Raw genomic sequence first — 19,125 nt, 5'->3', positions numbered from 1 at the left:
ATCCATAAAGATCGCAGCCTTCGGCAGCTCCTACATAGTCGCGGTATTACGCGATCCTGTAGGAGCTGCCGAAGGCTGCGATCTTTTCCGGCGCGCCAGTATATCCGCCGGTCTGAAGACTTACTCCAGTGCCTTCCAGATTTCCGTGGCGTACTCGCGAATGGTCCGGTCCGAGGAGAACCAGCCCATCCGCGCCGTGCTCAACACGGCTGAACGCCACCACTCCTTCGAATCGTGCCAATGGGCTTCGACGCGCATCTGGGCGTGCCAGTAGGAATCGAAGTCGGCGCAGACCAGGAAGCGGTCGTAGTCCACCAGCGAATCGATCAACCCGGCATAACGGGACGGATCATCCGGCGAGAACACCCCGCCACGAATCGCCTGCAGCACATCATTCAGACGATGGGACGCGGCGATATCCGGCACCGCGCTGAACTCATGGTTCTGCTTGCGCGCCTCCACCTGCTGCGCGCTGAGGCCGAAGATGAACATGTGCTCGGCGCCAATGCGGTCGCACATTTCCACGTTGGCCCCGTCCAGGGTGCCGATGGTCAGCGCGCCGTTCAGGCCGAATTTCATGTTGCTGGTGCCTGACGCTTCGAACCCGGCGGTGGAGATCTGCTCGGACAAATCCGCCGCCGGAATGATGCTCTCCGCCAGGCTGACGTTGTAGTTGGGCAGGAACACCACTTTTAGCAAGCCGCGCACGGTCGGGTCGTTGTTCACCACCCGGGCGATGTCGTTGGTCAGCTTGATGATCAGTTTGGCCTGGTGATAACTGGCGGCCGCCTTGCCGGCGAAGATCTTCACCCGTGGTACCCAGTCGATTTCAGGTTCCGCGCGAATCGCCTGGTACAACGCCACGGTGTGCATCAGGTTGAGCAACTGGCGCTTGTATTCGTGAATCCGCTTGACCTGCACGTCGAACATCGCCGCCGGGTTGACCGCCACACCCAACCGCTCATGAATCAGGTACGCCAGGGCTTTCTTGCTGTGCAGGCGTTGCTCGGCAAACGCCTTGCGGAATGCACTTTTCTCGGCGAACGGTTCGAGGGCGCGCAAACGCTCTTCCGGGTTATCCAGCACTTCGGGGCCGAGGGTATCGACCAGCATCGAGGTCAGCTCGGGATTGGCCTGATACAGCCAGCGGCGGAAAGTGATGCCGTTGGTTTTGTTGTTGATCCGCTCCGGGTAGAGCTTGTGCAGTTCGGAGAACACCGTTTGACGCATCAGTTGCGTGTGCAACCCGGACACACCGTTGATGCTGTGGGAGCCGAGAAACGCCAGGTTGCCCATGCGTACCCGGCGACCGTTGTCTTCCTCGATCAGCGATACCGCGCGCAGCACATCGAAATCGTGGATGCCTTTGGCCCGCAGGGAATCGATGTGCTGGGCGTTGATCAGGTAAATGATCTGCATGTGCCGCGGCAACATGCGTTCCATCAAACCTACCGGCCAGGTTTCCAGCGCTTCGGGGAGCAATGTGTGGTTGGTGTAGGACAGCGTATCGACGGTGATCTGCCACGCCGCGTCCCATGCCACGTCATAGACGTCGACCAGTTGCCGCATCAGCTCAGCCACGGCAATCGAGGGGTGAGTGTCGTTGAGCTGGATCGAAGCGTGATCGCCCAGGGTCAGCACCGAGGTGTGCATGTTGCGATGGCGGCGCAGCAAATCCTGCAACGAGGCGGCAACGAAGAAATACTCCTGGCGCAGGCGCAATTCCTGGCCGGCCTCGGTGCTGTCCGCCGGGTACAGCACCCGGGAGATGCTTTCGGCCCGGGCCACTTCGGCCACGGCGCCCAGGTGGTCGCCGGCGTTGAAACGCTCCAGATGCAGATCTTCCATGGCCCGGGCGCGCCACAAACGCAGCGTGTTGACGCTTGCCCCGCGCCAACCGACCACCGGCGTGTCATACGCAATGGCCCGTACGGTTTCCGCCGGGTGCCAGACTTGCCTGGACTTGCCGCTGTCATCGGTCACGGTCTCGACACCGCCGCCGAAGCCGATCGGGTAAACCACCTCCGGGCGCTCGAACTCCCAGGGGTTGCCGAAATCCAGCCAGTGTTCGGTCTGCTCCTGTTGCCAGCCATCAACGATAGCCTGGCGGAACAAGCCGTGTTCGTAACGAATACCGTAGCCATGACCGGCGATGCCGAGGGTCGACATGCTTTCCAGAAAACACGCTGCCAGACGCCCGAGGCCGCCGTTGCCCAGGGCCGCATCGGGCTCCAGCAAGCGAATGCGCTCAAGGTCGACGCCGAGTTCGGTCAGGGCTTCGCGGGCCACGTCGAGCAGGCCGAGGTTGCTCAGGCTGTCGAAGAGCAGCCGGCCGATGAGAAACTCCAGGGAGAGGTAATAAACGCGCTTCTGGCCTTTGCGGTAGATCTGCCGCGTGTGGTCCATCCAGTGCTCGACCATGTGATCCCGCGCGGCCAGTGCAATGGCTTCGAACCAATCGTGGTCGAAGGCGTGATCCGGGTCTTTACCCACTGCATAAGTGAGTTTGGTCAAGACGGCGTCGCGGAATGCGGCCACCTCTGCTTCGCGAACAAGTGGTTCTTGAGTCATCGATAGGACCTCGAGCGAGCTTGGAGTTGTCTGAGCCTAGTCGGTCTGACAGGCGGTAGAGGCTCTGGTTCGGCAGTTTTTCCTTTGAATGCGAGCTGGATCGACATTGCGTTGTCTTGTGCCTGAATCAATGCAGGGCTCGTGCCTATTTTCCGGTTGTTTGCGCCGTCCGTGAAAAAAACTGGCGAAAGGTTGTTCAAAAATCCACCAGTCCCGGTATGATCGCGCGCCCTGATGCACACGCTGGTAACAACCGATGATGAAGCCGAACCTGATCGCCGCCGCGGAGATCGACCGACTCGATACCTGGGCCAAGTACTCCGCCCCGATGTGCGGCTCGTGCATGTCCAGCTGCTGCACCCTGCCGGTCGAGGTCAAGATCAAGGATCTGGTCCGTATCGGCGTAGTCGATGAATTCGAGCTGGGTGACCCGCCGAAGAACATCGCCAAACGCCTGCAAAAGGAAGGTTTGGTCGAGCGTTTCAACCAGAAGTCAGGAATCTTCACCCTCCAGCGCATGAGCAACAACGATTGCTACTACCTGGATCGTAAGAGCCGTCTGTGCACTATTTATGAAAAGCGCCCGGATACTTGCCGCAATCACCCGAAAATCGGCCCGCGGCCGGGGTATTGTGCGTACAAGCCCAAGGAAGTGGAGCGCGAGAGCAGCAGCCGCCGGACTTTGGAAAAGTTTTAAGCCTGAAAAGATCGCAGCCTTCGGCAGCTCCTACAGAAATGCGCACGACTGTGCTTTTGTAGGAGCTGCCGAAGGCTGCGATCTTTTTTATGGCTTCAGACAAACAAAAACGCCCCCGGCCTTTCGACCGGGGGCGTTTTCGTTAAGCCGGGCTAAATCTTATGCCTTGGCTTTCTTGGCAGCGCGGGTACGCTCGCTTTCGTCCAGGATCTTCTTGCGAAGACGGATGGACTTAGGAGTCACTTCACACAGCTCGTCGTCCTGGATGAATTCCAGAGCCTGTTCCAGGGTGAAGCGAACAGGTGGAACCAGGGCGATGGTTTCGTCTTTACCCGAAGCACGCATGTTGTCGAGCTTCTTGCCCTTGGTAGGGTTGACGCCCAGGTCGTTGTCACGGCTGTTCAGACCAACGATCTGACCGTTGTAGATTTCCTGACCGTGTTCTACGAACAGCTTGCCACGCGCCTGCAGGGTTTCCAGGGAGTAGGTCAGTGCCTTGCCGGTTTCAACCGAAACCAGAACGCCGTTCTGACGGCCGGACATGTCGCCGGACTTCATCACGTCGTAACGGTCGAAGATCGAGGTCAGGATGCCAGCACCGTTGGTCAGGGTCAGGAACTGGTTACGGAAACCGATCAGACCACGAGCAGGGATGTTGTATTCCAGACGTACACGACCCTTGCCATCCGGCACCATGTTGGTCAGGTCGCCCTTACGCAGGCCCATCTCTTCCATCACCTTGCCCTGGGATTCTTCCGGCAGGTCGATGGTGACGTTTTCGAACGGTTCGTGCTTCACGCCGTCAACCAGACGGATGATCACTTCCGGACGGCCTACAGCCATTTCGAAGCCTTCGCGACGCATGGTTTCGATCAGTACCGAGAGGTGCAGTTCGCCACGGCCGGAAACCTTGAACTTGTCAGCCGAGTCGCCTTCTTCAACGCGCAGTGCAACGTTGTACAGCAGCTCTTTGTCCAGACGTTCCTTGATGTTACGGGAAGTCACGAACTTGCCTTCTTTACCGCAGAATGGCGAATCGTTTACCTGGAAGGTCATGGAAACGGTTGGCTCGTCGACGGTCAACGGCTTCATCGCTTCAACGGTGTCCGGGTGGCACAGGGTGTCGGAGATGAACAGCGAGTCCATACCGCTGATGCATACGATGTCGCCTGCAGCAGCTTCTTCAACGTCCACACGGTGCAGACCGTGGTGACCCATCAGCTTCAGGATACGACCGTTACGCTTCTTGCCGTCGGCGCCGATAGCGACAACCGGGGTGTTCGGCTTGACGCGACCACGAGCGATACGGCCAACACCGATAACACCCAGGAAGCTGTTGTAGTCCAGTGCGGAGATCTGCATCTGGAACGGACCTTCACGGTCAACAGCCGGCGCCGGTACGTTGTCGACGATCGACTGGTACAGCGGGGTCATGTCTTCAGCCATTTCGGTGTGGTCCAGACCGGCAATACCGTTCAGGGCCGAGGCGTAGACGACTTTGAAGTCCAGCTGTTCTTCGGTGGCACCCAGGTTGTCGAACAGGTCGAAGATCTGGTCCAGAACCCAGTCCGGACGCGCGCCTGGACGGTCAACCTTGTTGATGCACACGATCGGACGCAGGCCGGCTTCGAAAGCCTTCTTGGTCACGAAACGGGTTTGCGGCATAGGGCCGTCTTGAGCGTCAACCAGCAGCAGAACGGAGTCGACCATCGACATTACGCGCTCAACTTCGCCGCCGAAGTCGGCGTGGCCCGGGGTGTCCACGATGTTGATGTGGTAGCCGTTCCAGTTGATGGCGGTGTTTTTCGCCAGGATGGTAATACCGCGCTCTTTTTCCTGGTCGTTGGAGTCCATCACGCGCTCGTCGTTGAGCTCGTTGCGCTCCAGGGTGCCGGATTGACGCAGGAGTTTGTCTACCAGGGTGGTCTTACCATGGTCAACGTGGGCAATGATGGCGATGTTGCGTAGATTTTCGATCACTTGTGTATCTCGATCAGAGGATTCGGTGTGCTGACAAGTCTTGGCAGCGATTAACAGTAGCGTCCGTGAAAGCCGTTACAGCTTGACGGTGGCATCGGGGGGCCGGTGACGCAGGCCACAGGCAAACAGCCCCGGGCACTTAGCTCGGTCGATAAACGCGCACATTGGCATGCCCCTCACTGAGCAAATGGTGGGCATGCAGGCGACTCATCACGCCTTTGTCGCAATACAGCAGGTACTGGCGAGTAGGGTCCAGTTCCTTGAAACGAGCGTTAACTGCATAAAACGGCATCGTTTGTACCTCGATGCCAGCGAGGTCCAGCGGGTCGTCTTCAGCGGCATCCGGGTGACGGATGTCGATGACGATCTGACCGGCCAGCGCTTCGCTGACTTCTTCAATCTGCAAATCCTGGCCCAGTTCATCGATCACGCGATCGATCGGCACCAGCTTGGCGTTTTCGAGCGCACGCTCGAGTACCGCCATATCGAATTCTTTCTCTTCATGCTCGACGCGATGGCGCTTGGCCGCGGTCTTCGGATTGACCGAGATGACGCCGCAGTATTCCGGCATGTGCCGGGCGAAATCGGCGGTGCCGATTTCGTTGGCCGTGTCGATAATGTCCTGCTTGTGCGCGACGATCAGTGGGCGCAGGACCAGTTTGTCGGTCACGCAGTCGATCACTGACAGGTTCGGCAACGTCTGGCTCGACACCTGGGAGATCGCCTCACCGGTGACCAGTGCGTCGATGTGCAGTCGATCGGCAATTTGGGACGAAGCGCGCAACATCATACGCTTCAATACTACGCCCATATGACTGTTATCGACTTTGCCGAGAATTTCGCCCAGCACTTCTTCGAACGGCACACTGACAAATAGCACGCGCTGGGAGCTGCCGTACTTCTTCCAGATGAAATGCGCGACTTCCATGACGCCCAGTTCGTGGGCACGTCCGCCCAGATTGAAGAAGCAGAAATGCGCCATCAGGCCGCGGCGCATGATCTGGTAGGCCGCCACGGTGGAGTCGAAGCCACCGGACATCAGCACCAGGGTCTGCTCCAGCGCGCCCAGCGGATATCCGCCGATGCCGTTGTGCTGGCTGTGGATCACGAACAACCGTTGGTCGCGAACTTCGATCCGGACTTCGATTTCCGGCTTTTTCAGGTCGATCCCGGCGGCACCACACTGACGGCGCAACTGGCTGCCGACATATTTTTCGATATCGATCGAGCTGAACGGGTGCTTGCCGGCGCGCTTGCAACGTACCGAGAAGATCTTGCCGGCCAGTGCATCACCGTAGTGCTGCTTGCACTTTTCAACGATGTCGTCGAAATCGCCCAGCGGGTACTCATCGATTTGCAGGAAATGCGCGATGCCCGGCATGCAGCTCAGGCGTTCGCCCATCTCCTTCAAGGCCTTTGGGTCGCTGACACGGGTTTCCAGCTCGAGGTTGTCCCACACGCCGTTCACCACCACGGCCGGGTCCAGATCGCGGAGCACGGCACGGATGTTCTTGGCCAATTGACGGATGAAACGCATCCGTACCGGGCGGCTCTTGATGGTGATCTCGGGGAAGACTTTTACGATTAATTTCATGGAAACAGCGCGCGCATGGCCTGCCGAAAAAGGGGGGCGCGGATTATAGCGGAAATTGCTCAAGGTTTAACCAGTTAATGTGCAGAAGGTTTCGCGCGCACCAAAACAGGTCATTTGTAGGAAGCGGCGCCACATTACAGGGCGAGATTTTCTGCTTTAAAGCGCAATATGCCCCCGCAAGCGTGTTTTTGGGGCAAAAAACCCATGCTGGGGCACTGGCATGCAATTTGCTCCCTTGTGAGGCAGGTTGCCTTGGCAGAGTATTCGCGCCGGCATCACCCACATTTAAGGGCATCCACTACTAGCCCGAAGCCACCCGGAGGACACTATGTCGAAGTCGGTTCAACTCATCAAAGATCATGACGTCAAGTGGATTGATCTGCGCTTCACGGACACCAAAGGCACTCAGCACCACGTGACCATGCCGGCTCGCGATGCGCTGGATGACGACTTCTTCGAAGTCGGCAAAATGTTCGACGGTTCCTCCATCGCTGGCTGGAAAGGCATCGAAGCCTCCGACATGATCCTGATGCCGGACGACTCCACCGCCGTCCTGGATCCGTTCACCGAAGAACCGACCCTGATCCTGGTCTGCGACATCATCGAACCTTCGAGCATGCAAGGCTACGACCGCGACCCACGTGCGATCGCCAAGCGCGCCGAAGAGCACCTGAAAGCCACCGCTATCGGTGACACCGTATACGCAGGTCCAGAGCCAGAGTTCTTCATCTTCGACCAGGTGAAGTTCAAGTCCGACATTTCCGGCTCCATGTTCAAGATCTACTCCGAACAAGGTTCGTGGATGTCCGACCAGGACATCGAAGGCGGCAACAAAGGCCACCGTCCAGGCGTCAAAGGCGGCTACTTCCCGGTTCCGCCGTTCGACCATGACCACGAAATCCGTACCTCCATGTGCAACGCACTGGAAGAAATGGGCCTGACCGTCGAAGTTCACCACCACGAAGTGGCGACTGCCGGCCAGAACGAAATCGGCGTCAAGTTCAACACCCTGGTGAAGAAAGCCGACGAAACCCAAACCCTGAAGTACGTCGTGCACAACGTTGCCGATGCCTACGGCCGTACCGCGACCTTCATGCCTAAGCCTCTGTACGGCGACAACGGCTCGGGTATGCACGTACACATGTCCATCTGGAAAGATGGCAAGAACACCTTCGCAGGCGAAGGCTATGCCGGCCTGTCCGACACCGCCCTGTACTTCATCGGCGGCATCATCAAGCACGGTAAGGCCCTGAACGGCTTCACCAACCCGGCAACCAACTCCTACAAGCGTCTGGTTCCAGGCTTCGAAGCTCCAGTGATGCTGGCCTACTCGGCTCGCAACCGCTCCGCTTCGATCCGTATTCCTTACGTGTCGAGCCCGAAAGCCCGCCGTATCGAAGCACGCTTCCCGGATCCGGCTGCCAACCCGTACCTGTGCTTCGCCGCACTGCTGATGGCTGGCCTGGACGGCATCCAGAACAAGATCCACCCTGGCGACGCTGCTGACAAAAACCTGTATGACCTGCCGCCTGAAGAGGCCAAAGAGATCCCACAAGTTTGCGGCAGCCTGAAAGAAGCCCTGGAAGAGCTGGACAAAGGTCGTGCGTTCCTGACCAAAGGCGGCGTTTTCAGCGACGACTTCATCGACGCTTACATCGCCCTGAAAAGCGAAGAAGAAATCAAGGTACGTACCTTCGTACACCCACTGGAATACGAGCTGTACTACAGCTGCTGATCCGGTAGCGTCGCAACACGCGGCGTGACAAAAAGAGGCCTCCTTCGGGAGGCCTTTTTTGTGGGCAACTTCCGACAATGAAACCCGACATCTCCTCGGGCACACACGGCATCGTCCGGCATCAACCAACTTGAATGACTCGTAGCCTGCTCACTACCTGCAATCAACGGATGGAATGATGAAAACCTTCCCACTCAAGACGCTACTGGCCGCTCTCACCACCTTCGCCCTCCTGGGCTGCAACACAATCCCCCAGCCGACAGAAATCAAACGGGAAATCCTGCTGCAAAGCAGCAAGTCGTGGGATAACACACCTTACATTCGCTACCCGGACGCCGCGCCCGAACTGACCGTGCTCAAACTCACGATCCCTGCCAATAGCAAACTCCCCTGGCACACTCATCCGATTCCCAACGCGGCTTACATCCTCTCTGGCGAGCTGATAGTCGAAGACAGGAACAGCGGCCAGACCCGGCGTATCAAACCAGGCGAAGCGCTGGCCGAAATGGTCAACATCACCCATCGCGGCGTCACCGGCGATGAACCGGTAGAACTTGTTGTGTTCTATGCTGGCAGCGAAGGCATTCCATTGGCGGAGTAGTCCTTGCTTCACACAGGAAGTCCGAATGCGGCCACTTTTACTCCTTCTACTGCTGTCCTTCATTTTTCCTGTGATGGCCCAAATCTACAGATACACCGATGCTGCCGGTAATACCGCCTACAGCAATCAACCGCCCGATGGCGTTGAAGCCCGGGCGGTGGATCTGCCACCACTCAACAGCATCGAACGCCAACCACCCGGCGATCTTGCGCAACCTCAGGCAGGCAATATCCCCGAGCCAATCCACGGCGCCTACGAAAAACTGGAACTCACCGGCCTGCCCACCACAGAAGCGTTACGCGCCAACAATGGCACCTTCACGATAAACGTACTGATCAAACCGCACCTGCAACGCCCTCACCTGTTGCGCCTGCTGCTGGACGGTCAACCCTACGGCGAGCCAGGCAATGTACCGACCCTGCAACTGGTGAACATCGATCGCGGCGAACACCGTCTCGCCGTACAAGTGATCGATGGCGAAAATGTTGTGCAGCAGAGCCCGGCGGTGACATTCACCGTACAGCGGGTGCACAAGCCTTGAAGGCCTGGTTACTGATCGCCTGCCTGATCGCCCTGCCCGCCTCGGCAGAGGTCTTCATGTATCTCGATGCTCAGGGCAATCGGGTTTTCACCGACCAGCCCAAACCCGGCGACGCCAGGCGCGTACCACTGATAACGAGCAATCGAATAGCGGCCACTCCCACCAGTGCAGCGCCATCGCTTGCCCAGAGCAGCCCCGAAGTACAAGCGCTGTTCCACTATGAGGTGCTGCGCATCCTGATCCCGGAACCCGACGCAACCATCCGTAGCAACACCGGCGAAGTCATCATCAGCGCCACCAACGAACCCGCCCTGCAACCCGGCCACCGTTACCGGTTGCTGCTCGACGGCCAGCCCACCGCCGACCCCGGCCTGAGCCCGGTGTTCGCCTTGAGCAACATCGATCGCGGCAGCCATACCCTGTCCGTGGAAATCCTCGACGAACAGGGACGCATCGTCGAACGCACCGCCAGCCAGCCTTTCCACATGCAGCGCACGTCTCTCGCCCAGAAGCGCAGAATCAAACCCTGTGTCCTCGAAGACTACGGCCAGCGGCCGGAATGCCCGCTCAGCGACAAACCTGGCGAAGAAAAAAATCCTTTCCTGAGACTTTTCTAACCTCATTCAGGTTTGCGCACTATATTGGTGCAATAGCTTGCACCGCACTCACATTCCAACCCATTTTGGTTCGAAAGTACCCGCGAAAGCTGGCAGAACGCCACGCAAACGAGCGTCAAACGCCTGTTTCAGGCCTTGAGCGCTTCTTTTCGGAGCCTTGGTTTGGTTTTTGCATTTTGCCCGTACCAGCGTTTTTTTGCGCATGCTCTGCCCTAAAAGAGGTCCCGATGACCATTAGCGACGCGCTCCACCGTTTGCTACTCGACAACCTCACCACTGCCACCATCCTGCTCGACGCCGAACTGCGCCTCGAGTACATGAACCCGGCGGCGGAGATGCTGCTGGCCATCAGCGGTCAGCGCAGCCATGGACAGTTCATCAGTGAGTTGTTTACCGAATCGACCGAGGCGCTGAACTCGTTGCGCCAGGCCGTCGAGCAAGCGCACCCGTTCACCAAGCGCGAAGCGATGCTCACCGCCCTCACCGGCCAGACCCTGACCGTCGACTACGCGGTAACGCCGATCCTGAGCAACGGCGACACCATGCTGCTGCTCGAAGTCCACCCCCGTGACCGCCTGCTGCGGATCACCAAGGAAGAAGCACAGCTGTCGAAACAGGAAACCAGCAAGATGCTGGTGCGCGGCCTTGCCCATGAAATCAAGAACCCCCTGGGCGGGATACGCGGCGCGGCACAATTGCTGGCCCGGGAACTGCCGGAAGAAAGCCTGCGCGACTACACCAACGTCATCATCGAAGAAGCCGACCGCCTGCGTAACCTGGTGGACCGCATGCTCGGCTCCAACAAGCTGCCGTCGCTGGCCATGTGCAACATCCACGAAGTGCTTGAGCGTGTCTGCCATCTGGTGGAGGCCGAAAGCCAGGGCTGCATCACCTTGGTGCGCGACTACGATCCAAGCATTCCCGACGTCCTGATCGACCGCGAGCAAATGATTCAGGCCGTGCTGAACATCGTGCGCAACGCCATGCAGGCCATCAGCAGCCAGAACGAACTGCGCCTGGGTCGCATCAGCCTGCGCACCCGCGCGATGCGCCAGTTCACCATCGGCCACGTACGCCATCGCCTGGTGACCAAGATCGAGATCATCGACAACGGTCCGGGCATCCCGGCAGAACTTCAGGAAACCATTTTCTTCCCCATGGTCAGCGGTCGTCCGGACGGTACCGGGCTGGGCCTGGCCATTACCCAGAACATCATCAGCCAGCACCAGGGCCTGATCGAATGTGACAGCCACCCCGGCCACACCACCTTCTCGATCTTTCTGCCACTGGAACAAGGAGCCACATCGACATGAGCCGTAGTGAAACCGTGTGGATCGTCGATGACGACCGTTCTATCCGTTGGGTCCTGGAAAAAGCCTTGCAACAGGAAGGCATGACCACGCAAAGCTTCGACAGCGCCGATGGCGTGATGAGCCGCCTGGCGCGCCAGCAGCCGGACGTGATCATCTCCGACATCCGCATGCCCGGCGCCAGTGGCCTGGACCTTCTGGCGCGGATTCGCGAACAGCACCCACGGCTCCCAGTGATCATCATGACCGCGCACTCCGATCTGGACAGCGCTGTCGCGTCCTATCAGGGCGGCGCCTTCGAGTACCTGCCCAAGCCGTTCGATGTCGACGAAGCGGTTTCCCTGGTCAAGCGCGCCAACCAGCACGCTCAGGAACAACAGGGCCTGGAAGTGCCCCCGACCCTGACCCGCACCCCGGAAATCATCGGCGAAGCGCCGGCGATGCAGGAAGTGTTTCGCGCCATCGGGCGCTTGAGCCACTCCAACATCACCGTGCTGATCAATGGTGAATCGGGTACCGGCAAGGAGCTGGTGGCCCACGCGCTGCACCGTCACAGCCCGCGCGCCGCTTCGCCATTCATTGCGCTGAACATGGCGGCGATCCCCAAGGACCTGATGGAATCCGAACTGTTCGGCCATGAGAAAGGCGCATTCACGGGCGCCGCCAACCTGCGTCGCGGGCGTTTCGAACAAGCCGATGGCGGTACGCTGTTCCTCGACGAGATCGGTGACATGCCCGCCGACACCCAGACCCGCTTGCTGCGGGTACTGGCCGATGGCGAGTTCTACCGCGTCGGTGGTCATGTGCCGGTGAAGGTCGATGTGCGCATCATCGCTGCGACTCACCAGAATCTGGAAACCCTGGTGCACGCCGGGAAATTCCGAGAGGACTTGTTCCACCGCCTCAATGTGATCCGCATCCATATCCCGCGCCTGTCGGATCGTCGCGAAGACATCCCGACCCTGGCCAAGCACTTCCTCGGCCGCGCCGCCCAGGAACTGGCGGTCGAGCCTAAGCTGCTGAAAAGTGAAACCGAGGAATACCTGAAGAACCTGCCGTGGCCCGGCAACGTGCGTCAGTTGGAGAACACCTGCCGCTGGATCACGGTGATGGCTTCGGGTCGCGAAGTGCACATCGGCGACCTGCCGCCGGAACTGCTGAGCCTGCCGCAGGACTCGGCACCGGTCACCAACTGGGAACAGGCCCTGCGCCAGTGGGCTGACCAGGCACTGGCCCGTGGTCAGTCGAGCCTGCTCGACAGCGCTGTACCAGCCTTCGAGCGGATCATGATCGAGACCGCCCTCAAGCACACCGCCGGTCGCCGCCGCGATGCCGCCGTCTTGCTGGGCTGGGGACGCAACACCCTGACCCGCAAGATCAAGGAATTGGGGATGAAGGTTGATGGCGGGGATGATGATGAGGGGGATGAGGGTTAAATCTGGCTTTCGAGTTTAGTCGCAAGCGAAAAGATCGCAGCCTCCGGCAGCTCCTACAGTCGTACGCAAGACCCAGTAGGAGCTGCCGAAGGCTGCGATCTTTTTTGGCCGATAACAACGCCCCATGCACCGCCGCAATGCACCGTGAACCGCAATCGCGCACAAAAACAGCTTCGAATCCCCGCCTGCTTTCGCAACCGAATCCCTTTCGAAAAAACACGAAAGCCCCGAATTCCGGGGCTTTCAGCGCTTCAAAGCGATTTTTTGTTTCTCTTTGTGAAAACTGGCACGCCCCCTGCAACAACCCTTTCAGGTGAATCAGTTCACCCACCCGGTTTCGGGGACCTTGGTACAGGCAGGCCGGGGATTCCCCTCTTTACATCGGGCTCACACCGCACCCGCGACGAGCCCCGCAGTTTTGGGGCCCTTGATACAGGCAGGTCAGGGGTTCCTTCTTTACACCAGGCTCACACCGCACTCGCGACGAGCCTCCCGTTTCGGGAACCTTGGTACAGGCAGGCCGGGGATTCCCTCTTTTATTGCTCCCGGAGATGGATCTCCAGCCGCCAGCGGTCATCGACCTCGCTACCGGCCCATTGGCCCTGCAGAGGCCGGGCCGCCACCAGTGTCAGCAACAACCCCCCATCGCTCAAACGTACCCGCCAGTTCACGTCCTTGCCACCGAGCTTGAGCTGACCTTTCTGCGCCTTGCCCTCGGCGCCAAACAGTAGCGCAACACTGCCATCAACCATCTCGCCGTGGGTCTTGGGCTCATTGTTGAACCACACCACCAGCCCGTCGTTCGTCACTTCCACCTGCTGCAACTGACTGGGGTCCGGCGTGGTCAGGCGACCGATCATCATCCCGACCATCACCCCGACAATCGCCAGCGAGCCCATTACCCGCAGGAATAGTTTCGAACGCACGCCTTCTGGCGGCGTAGAATGCGCGTCATCTTTGCCTTCGGAGCCGTGCATGTTTCACGTCATCCTTTTCCAACCAGAAATTCCGCCGAATACCGGCAACGTTATCAGGCTGTGCGCCAACAGTGGCTGCCACCTGCATTTGATCGAACCGCTGGGTTTCGAGATGGACGACAAGCGCCTGCGCCGGGCCGGCCTCGACTACCACGAGTATGCCACCCTGCAACGCCACGCGGACCTTGCCAGCTGCCTGGAGAGCCTCGGCCATCCACGACTGTTCGCCTTCACCACCAAGGGTTCGCGGCCGTTCCACGATGCCAGCTTCGTCCCGGGCGACGCGTTCCTGTTCGGCCCGGAAAGCCGGGGCTTGCCCGCCGAGGTGCTAGACGCCCTGCCGAGCGAGCAACGCCTGCGCCTGCCGATGCGCGAGGGCTGCCGCAGCCTGAACCTGTCCAATACCGTGGCAGTGGCCGTGTACGAAGCCTGGCGTCAGAACGACTTCAAGTAACACCATGACCCAATGTAGGAGCTGCCGAAGGCTGCGATCTTTTGATTTTGATTTTCAAGATCAAAAGATCGCAGCCTTCGGCAGCTCCTACTCGAAGGTTTCGTTTGCTCCATGAAAAAAGCGCCTTCGGAGGCGCTTTTTTCATGGAGCAAACGAAGCTTTTACTGAACGGTCGGAGTCTCGCCAGCAGCCTGCATGCGTTGCAGCTCTTGCGCGTACAGCGCATCGAAGTTCACCGGAGCCAGCATCAGTGCCGGGAACGAACCGCGGGTCACCAGGCTGTCCAGGGTTTCGCGAGCGTACGGGAACAGGATGTTCGGGCAGAACGCACCCAGGGTGTGGCTCATCGAGGCGTCGTCCAGATTCTTGATCAGGAAGATACCGGCCTGTTGCACTTCAGCGATGAACGCCACTTCGTCACCGTTTTTCACGGTAACCGACAGGGTCAGCACGACCTCGTGAAAGTCAGCTTCCAGCGTCTTCTGACGGGTGTTCAGATCCAGACCGACGCTCGGCTCCCACTGCTGGCGGAAGATCGCCGGGCTTTTCGGAGCTTCGAAGGACAGGTCACGCACATAAATGCGCTGCAAGGAGAATTGCGGTGCAGTTTCTTCTTCGTTCGCAGCAGTGTTCTGTTGGTCAGTCATCGCAGATCCTTCTTGATCCAGGGTTCTTTTAGGTTTGCTTGTTTGGGATATTGCCGTCAGGCCCTGAGCAGCGCGTCGAGCTTGCCGGCGCGCTCCAGGGCAAACAGATCATCACATCCGCCCACGTGTGTGCTGCCGATCCAGATTTGCGGCACGGACGTACGCCCGGCCTTCTGGGCCATCGCAGCGCGCACCTGCGGCTTGCCATCGACCTTGATCTCTTCGAAGGCCACGCCTTTGTTCTCGAGCAGGTACTTGGCTCGCGAGCAGTAAGGGCAGTAATCGCTGGAATAGACGACGACGCTGCTCATATCACTTCACCAGCGGCAGATTGTCGGCTTTCCAGCTGGAGATACCGCCGGACAGCTTGGCGGCGGTGAAGCCGGATTTCATCAGTTCGCGGGCGTGGGTGCCAGCGGTCTGGCCCATGGCGTCGACCAGGATGATGGTCTTGGCCTTGTGCTTTTCCAGCTCACCAACGCGGGCGGTCAGTTTGTCCTGGGGAATGTTCAGCGCGCCGACAATGTGACCGGCGGCGAAATCCTTGGTCGGACGAATGTCGATTACCACGCCTGCGTCCTTGTTGACCAGCCCGGTCAGTTCGCCGGTGCTCAGGCTACGGCCGCCGCCCTGCATTTGATAGGCAATCAGCAACGCCAGCAGTACGACGAAGATACCGACGAGAATGTAGTGGTTAGTGGCAAATTGAATCAGGTTAGCAACCATCGAAGGAGGTTCCAGGGCGTTAAAATGTCGGCCAGTATACACAGCCACTATGGTGGGCCAAACCCCGTCCGGCGGTGACGCGGCCGGAACTTCGCTTTAAACTGCGACTCCCTTTTTCCATTACCCCTTTTACCTCAGCCACGAGTGGATTCCATGACTACCACGCCTAAACCTTTGGTCCTGATGATTCTCGACGGCTTCGGTCACAGCGACAATCCCGAATCCAACGCCATTTTCGCGGCGAAGAAGCCTGTACTGGATCGTCTGTGGGCCACCGTGCCGAACGGCCTGATCTCGGGCAGCGGCATGGACGTCGGCCTGCCGGATGGCCAGATGGGCAACTCCGAAGTCGGCCACATGAACCTGGGCGCCGGCCGCGTGGTGTATCAGGATTTCACTCGCGTGACCAAATCGATCCGTGACGGCGAGTTCTTCGAGAACCCGACCATCTGCGCTGCGGTGGACAAAGCCGTCGCCGCCGGCAAAGCCGTGCATTTCATGGGTCTGCTGTCCGATGGCGGCGTGCACAGCCACCAGGATCACCTGGTCGCCATGGCCGAACTGGCCTTCAAGCGCGGCGCACAAAACATCTACCTGCACGCCTTCCTCGACGGCCGCGACACCCCGCCGAAAAGCGCGCAGTCGTCGATCGAGCTGCTGGACGCGACCTTCCAGGCCCTGGGCAAGGGCCGGATCGCCAGCATCATCGGCCGCTACTACGCCATGGACCGCGACAACCGTTGGGACCGCGTGTCCCAGGCCTACAACCTAATTGTCGATGGCCAGGGCGAATTCAACGCCGCCACCGCCCAGGAAGGCCTGCAAGCGGCCTACGAGCGTGGCGAGAGCGACGAATTCGTCAAGGCCACCTCCATCGGTGAGCCGGTAAAAGTCGAAGACGGCGATGCCGTGGTGTTCATGAACTTCCGCGCCGACCGTGCCCGCGAGCTGACCCGCGTGTTCGTCGAAGACAACTTCAGTGAGTTCGAGCGTGCCCGCCAGCCGAAACTGGCCGGTTTCGTCATGCTGACCCAATATGCCGCCAGCATCCCCGCGCCCTCGGCTTTCGCCGCCGGCAGCCTGGAAAACGTGCTGGGCGACTACCTGGCGAAAAACGGCAAGACCCAACTGCGCATCGCTGAAACCGAAAAATACGCCCACGTGACCTTCTTCTTCTCCGGCGGCCGCGAAGAACCGTTCCCGGGCGAAGAACGCATCCTGATCCCCTCGCCGAAAGTCGCCACCTATGACTTGCAACCGGAAATGAGCGCACCGGAAGTCACCGACCGCATCGTCGACGCCATCGAAAACCAGCGTTACGACGTGATCGTGGTCAACTACGCCAACGGCGACATGGTCGGCCACAGCGGCGTGTTCGAAGCGGCGGTCAAGGCCGTTGAGTGCCTGGACCAGTGCGTGGGTCGCATCGTCGATGCCCTGGAAAAAGTCGGCGGCGAAGCCTTGATCACCGCTGACCATGGCAACGTCGAGCAAATGTCCGATGAAACCACCGGCCAGGCGCACACTGCGCACACCACCGAGCCGGTACCGTTCATCTATGTCGGCAAGCGCGACCTGAAGGTCCGCGAGGGCGGCGTTCTGGCGGACGTGGCGCCGACCATGCTCAAGTTGCTGGGCCTTGAGCAACCGGCGGAAATGACCGGGACTTCGATTCTGGTCTGACCGGATCTCCAAAACGCCACAAAACCTGTGGGAGCGAGCTTGCTCGCGATAGCAATCTGACAGCCAACATCTATGTTGAATGATCGGACGCCATCGCGAGCAAGCCCGCTTCCACAGTGGTTTATGGAGTTTTCGAAATGGAATTCAGTCTGTCGCTTGCTCCAGTCATCACACAGTCAGAAATGGGCATTTTTTTTGCCGCCCATGGCGGGCATACTAGGCCGTCCCTTTCCCTGGTGCCGCCCGCCCCTATGCTCCGCGTCCTGATAGCCCTAGCTCTGACTTGCCTGCTCCAACCGGCCTTTGCTGACGAGCGCGCAGATACCCAACAACAGTTGGACGCCACGCGTCAGGACATTGCCGAGCTGAAGAAGCTGCTGGGCAAGTTGCAGGAAGAAAAGTCCGGTGTGCAGAAAGAGCTCAAGGGTACCGAAACCGAAATGGGCAAGCTCGAGAAGCAGGTCGATGCCCTGCAAAAAGAGCTGAAGAAAAGCGAAGCCGAGCTGCAGCGCCTCGATGCAGAGAAAAAAACTCCAGAGCGCGCGTATTGAACAACAGCGATTGATCGCCATCCAGGCCCGGGCGGCCTACCAGAACGGTCGCCAGGAATACCTCAAGCTGCTGCTCAACCAGCAGAATCCGGAAAGATTCGCTCGTACCCTCACCTATTACGACTACCTGAGCCAGGCTCGCCTGGAGCAGTTGAAGAATTTCAACGAGACCCTGCGCCAACTGTCCAATGTCGAGAAAGACATCGCCATGCAGCAGGCGCAATTGCTGGTGCAGCAAAGCAGCCTCGACACCCAGCGTGACGAGCTCGAGAAAGTCCGCAAGGAGCGCCAGCAAGTCCTGGCCAAACTCAATGACGACGTAAAGGCTCGCGATCAGAAACTGGCGGCACGCGAGCAGGATCAGGCAGACCTGTCTAAAGTCCTTAAAACCATTGAAGAAACCCTGGCGCGCCAGGCTCGTGAGGCAGAAGAAGCGCGGCAAAAAGCGCTGATTGCCCAGCAGGAAGCCGAAAAAAAGCGTTTACGTGAGGCCCAGGCGCAGGCAGATGCCAGCGACGACGCCCCACGCAAACCGGTCAGATCAACGCCTGGCGCTCTGGTTTCCAGTTCCGGCGAGACTTTTGGCGGCCCGTTTGCGTCAACCCGCGGCAAACTTCCCTGGCCTGTCGATGGTCGACTGCTGGCGCGCTACGGTGAAAGCCGTGGCGACGATGCCCGGACCAAGTGGGATGGCGTGATGATCAGCGCGTCTGCCGGCAGCACCGTGCATGCGGTGCATGGTGGTCGCGTAGTGTTTGCCGACTGGCTGCGAGGCGCCGGGTTGCTGGTGATCCTCGACCACGGCAACGGCTTTTTGAGTCTTTATGGTCACAACCAGACGCTGCTCAAGTCTGCGGGTGACGTGGTAAAAGCCGGTGAGTCCATCTCCACTGTGGGTAGCAGTGGCGGACAAGATACACCGGCATTGTATTTCGCGATTCGTCAGCAGGGTCACCCGAGTGATCCGGCGCAATGGTGCCGCGCGCAAGGATAAGTGCGTTACCT

The 19,125-nt window shown here is 59.3% G+C and carries 16 protein-coding genes and 1 pseudogene; 10 read left to right on the top strand and 7 right to left on the bottom strand.

Going from position 1 to position 19,125, the window contains the following annotated elements; all coding sequences use genetic code 11:
• Window positions 1-120: 120 nt before the first annotated feature.
• Window positions 121-2,571 carry a glycogen/starch/alpha-glucan phosphorylase gene (locus AB4O40_RS19200; RefSeq protein ID WP_460053645.1) on the bottom strand — a complete coding sequence of 817 codons (2,451 nt, stop codon included), beginning with the start codon at window positions 2,569-2,571 and terminating at the stop codon, window positions 121-123.
• Between the two features lie 256 nt (window positions 2,572-2,827).
• Between AB4O40_RS19200 and AB4O40_RS19195 the strand changes: the two genes are divergently transcribed.
• Window positions 2,828-3,268: a YkgJ family cysteine cluster protein gene (locus tag AB4O40_RS19195; protein WP_056725779.1), complete on the top strand. Its 441-nt coding sequence runs from the start codon at window positions 2,828-2,830 to the stop codon at window positions 3,266-3,268.
• A 159-nt stretch (window positions 3,269-3,427) separates the two neighbouring features.
• Here the strand turns inward: AB4O40_RS19195 and typA are convergent, their stop codons facing one another.
• Both typA and thiI read right to left on the bottom strand, forming a co-directional pair.
• A complete protein-coding gene (gene typA / locus AB4O40_RS19190; protein WP_007989225.1) occupies window positions 3,428-5,248 on the bottom strand; it encodes a translational GTPase TypA in 1,821 nt (606 codons plus the stop codon).
• A 139-nt stretch (window positions 5,249-5,387) separates the two neighbouring features.
• Window positions 5,388-6,842, bottom strand: coding sequence for a tRNA uracil 4-sulfurtransferase ThiI (gene thiI / locus AB4O40_RS19185; protein ID WP_056725781.1), 1,455 nt, complete (start codon window positions 6,840-6,842; stop codon window positions 5,388-5,390).
• 328 nt (window positions 6,843-7,170) lie between these two features.
• Here thiI and glnA point away from each other — a divergent pair, with 328 nt between their 5' ends.
• The 6 genes from glnA (at window position 7,171) to ntrC (ending at window position 13,082) form a co-directional block, all read left to right on the top strand.
• Window positions 7,171-8,577, top strand: a complete 1,407-nt coding sequence (gene glnA, locus AB4O40_RS19180) for a type I glutamate--ammonia ligase (protein ID WP_008002929.1) — start codon at window positions 7,171-7,173, stop codon at window positions 8,575-8,577.
• A gap of 178 nt (window positions 8,578-8,755) precedes the next feature.
• Window positions 8,756-9,178, top strand: a complete 423-nt coding sequence (locus AB4O40_RS19175; RefSeq protein ID WP_056725783.1) for a cupin domain-containing protein — start codon at window positions 8,756-8,758, stop codon at window positions 9,176-9,178.
• A gap of 25 nt (window positions 9,179-9,203) precedes the next feature.
• Complete coding sequence (locus AB4O40_RS19170) at window positions 9,204-9,719, top strand: DUF4124 domain-containing protein (protein ID WP_056725784.1); 516 nt, start codon at window positions 9,204-9,206, stop codon at window positions 9,717-9,719.
• Window positions 9,716-10,336, top strand: coding sequence for a DUF4124 domain-containing protein (locus AB4O40_RS19165; protein WP_223541781.1), 621 nt, complete (start codon window positions 9,716-9,718; stop codon window positions 10,334-10,336). Before AB4O40_RS19170 ends, AB4O40_RS19165 begins: the two co-directional genes overlap by 4 nt.
• A gap of 227 nt (window positions 10,337-10,563) precedes the next feature.
• A complete protein-coding gene (gene glnL, locus AB4O40_RS19160; protein WP_056725787.1) occupies window positions 10,564-11,649 on the top strand; it encodes a nitrogen regulation protein NR(II) in 1,086 nt (361 codons plus the stop codon).
• Window positions 11,646-13,082 carry a nitrogen regulation protein NR(I) gene (ntrC, locus tag AB4O40_RS19155; RefSeq protein WP_056725788.1) on the top strand — a complete coding sequence of 479 codons (1,437 nt, stop codon included), beginning with the start codon at window positions 11,646-11,648 and terminating at the stop codon, window positions 13,080-13,082. Before glnL ends, ntrC begins: the two co-directional genes overlap by 4 nt.
• A 536-nt stretch (window positions 13,083-13,618) precedes the next feature.
• On the opposite strand, the gene AB4O40_RS19150 is transcribed toward ntrC, so the two are convergent.
• Window positions 13,619-14,059: a hypothetical protein gene (locus AB4O40_RS19150; RefSeq protein ID WP_056725789.1), complete on the bottom strand. Its 441-nt coding sequence runs from the start codon at window positions 14,057-14,059 to the stop codon at window positions 13,619-13,621.
• Between AB4O40_RS19150 and trmL the strand changes: the two genes are divergently transcribed.
• Window positions 14,058-14,513, top strand: coding sequence for a tRNA (uridine(34)/cytosine(34)/5-carboxymethylaminomethyluridine(34)-2'-O)-methyltransferase TrmL (gene trmL / locus AB4O40_RS19145; RefSeq protein ID WP_056725791.1), 456 nt, complete (start codon window positions 14,058-14,060; stop codon window positions 14,511-14,513). The two genes, AB4O40_RS19150 and trmL, sit on opposite strands and share 2 nt — an antisense overlap.
• A 161-nt stretch (window positions 14,514-14,674) precedes the next feature.
• On the opposite strand, the gene secB is transcribed toward trmL, so the two are convergent.
• From secB to AB4O40_RS19130, 3 genes are read right to left on the bottom strand one after another with little or no spacing between them, the layout of a single operon-like run.
• Window positions 14,675-15,160, bottom strand: coding sequence for a protein-export chaperone SecB (secB, locus tag AB4O40_RS19140; RefSeq protein ID WP_008047739.1), 486 nt, complete (start codon window positions 15,158-15,160; stop codon window positions 14,675-14,677).
• A 56-nt stretch (window positions 15,161-15,216) separates the two neighbouring features.
• The gene (grxC, locus tag AB4O40_RS19135) at window positions 15,217-15,471 is read right to left on the bottom strand and encodes a glutaredoxin 3 (RefSeq protein WP_008047737.1); all 255 of its coding nucleotides are present in this window, start codon (window positions 15,469-15,471) and stop codon (window positions 15,217-15,219) included.
• A 1-nt stretch (window position 15,472) separates the two neighbouring features.
• Entirely contained in the window at window positions 15,473-15,886 is a 414-nt protein-coding gene (locus AB4O40_RS19130) for a rhodanese-like domain-containing protein (RefSeq protein WP_008047735.1), read from the bottom strand.
• 153 nt (window positions 15,887-16,039) lie between these two features.
• Here AB4O40_RS19130 and gpmI point away from each other — a divergent pair, with 153 nt between their 5' ends.
• Together gpmI and AB4O40_RS19120 are read left to right on the top strand one after the other, a co-directional pair.
• Window positions 16,040-17,569 (top strand): 2,3-bisphosphoglycerate-independent phosphoglycerate mutase, encoded by a 1,530-nt coding sequence (gene gpmI / locus AB4O40_RS19125; RefSeq protein ID WP_409078520.1) that lies wholly within the window; start codon window positions 16,040-16,042, stop codon window positions 17,567-17,569.
• Between the two features lie 251 nt (window positions 17,570-17,820).
• Window positions 17,821-19,114 (top strand): annotated as a pseudogene (locus tag AB4O40_RS19120) (murein hydrolase activator EnvC family protein).
• Window positions 19,115-19,125: the final 11 nt, after the last annotated feature.

The sequence above is a fragment of the Pseudomonas sp. S2_F07 genome, from assembly GCF_054668325.1.
The sequence above is the reverse complement of the archived record's forward strand: the minus strand, read 5'-3'. Positions and strand labels throughout refer to the sequence as shown.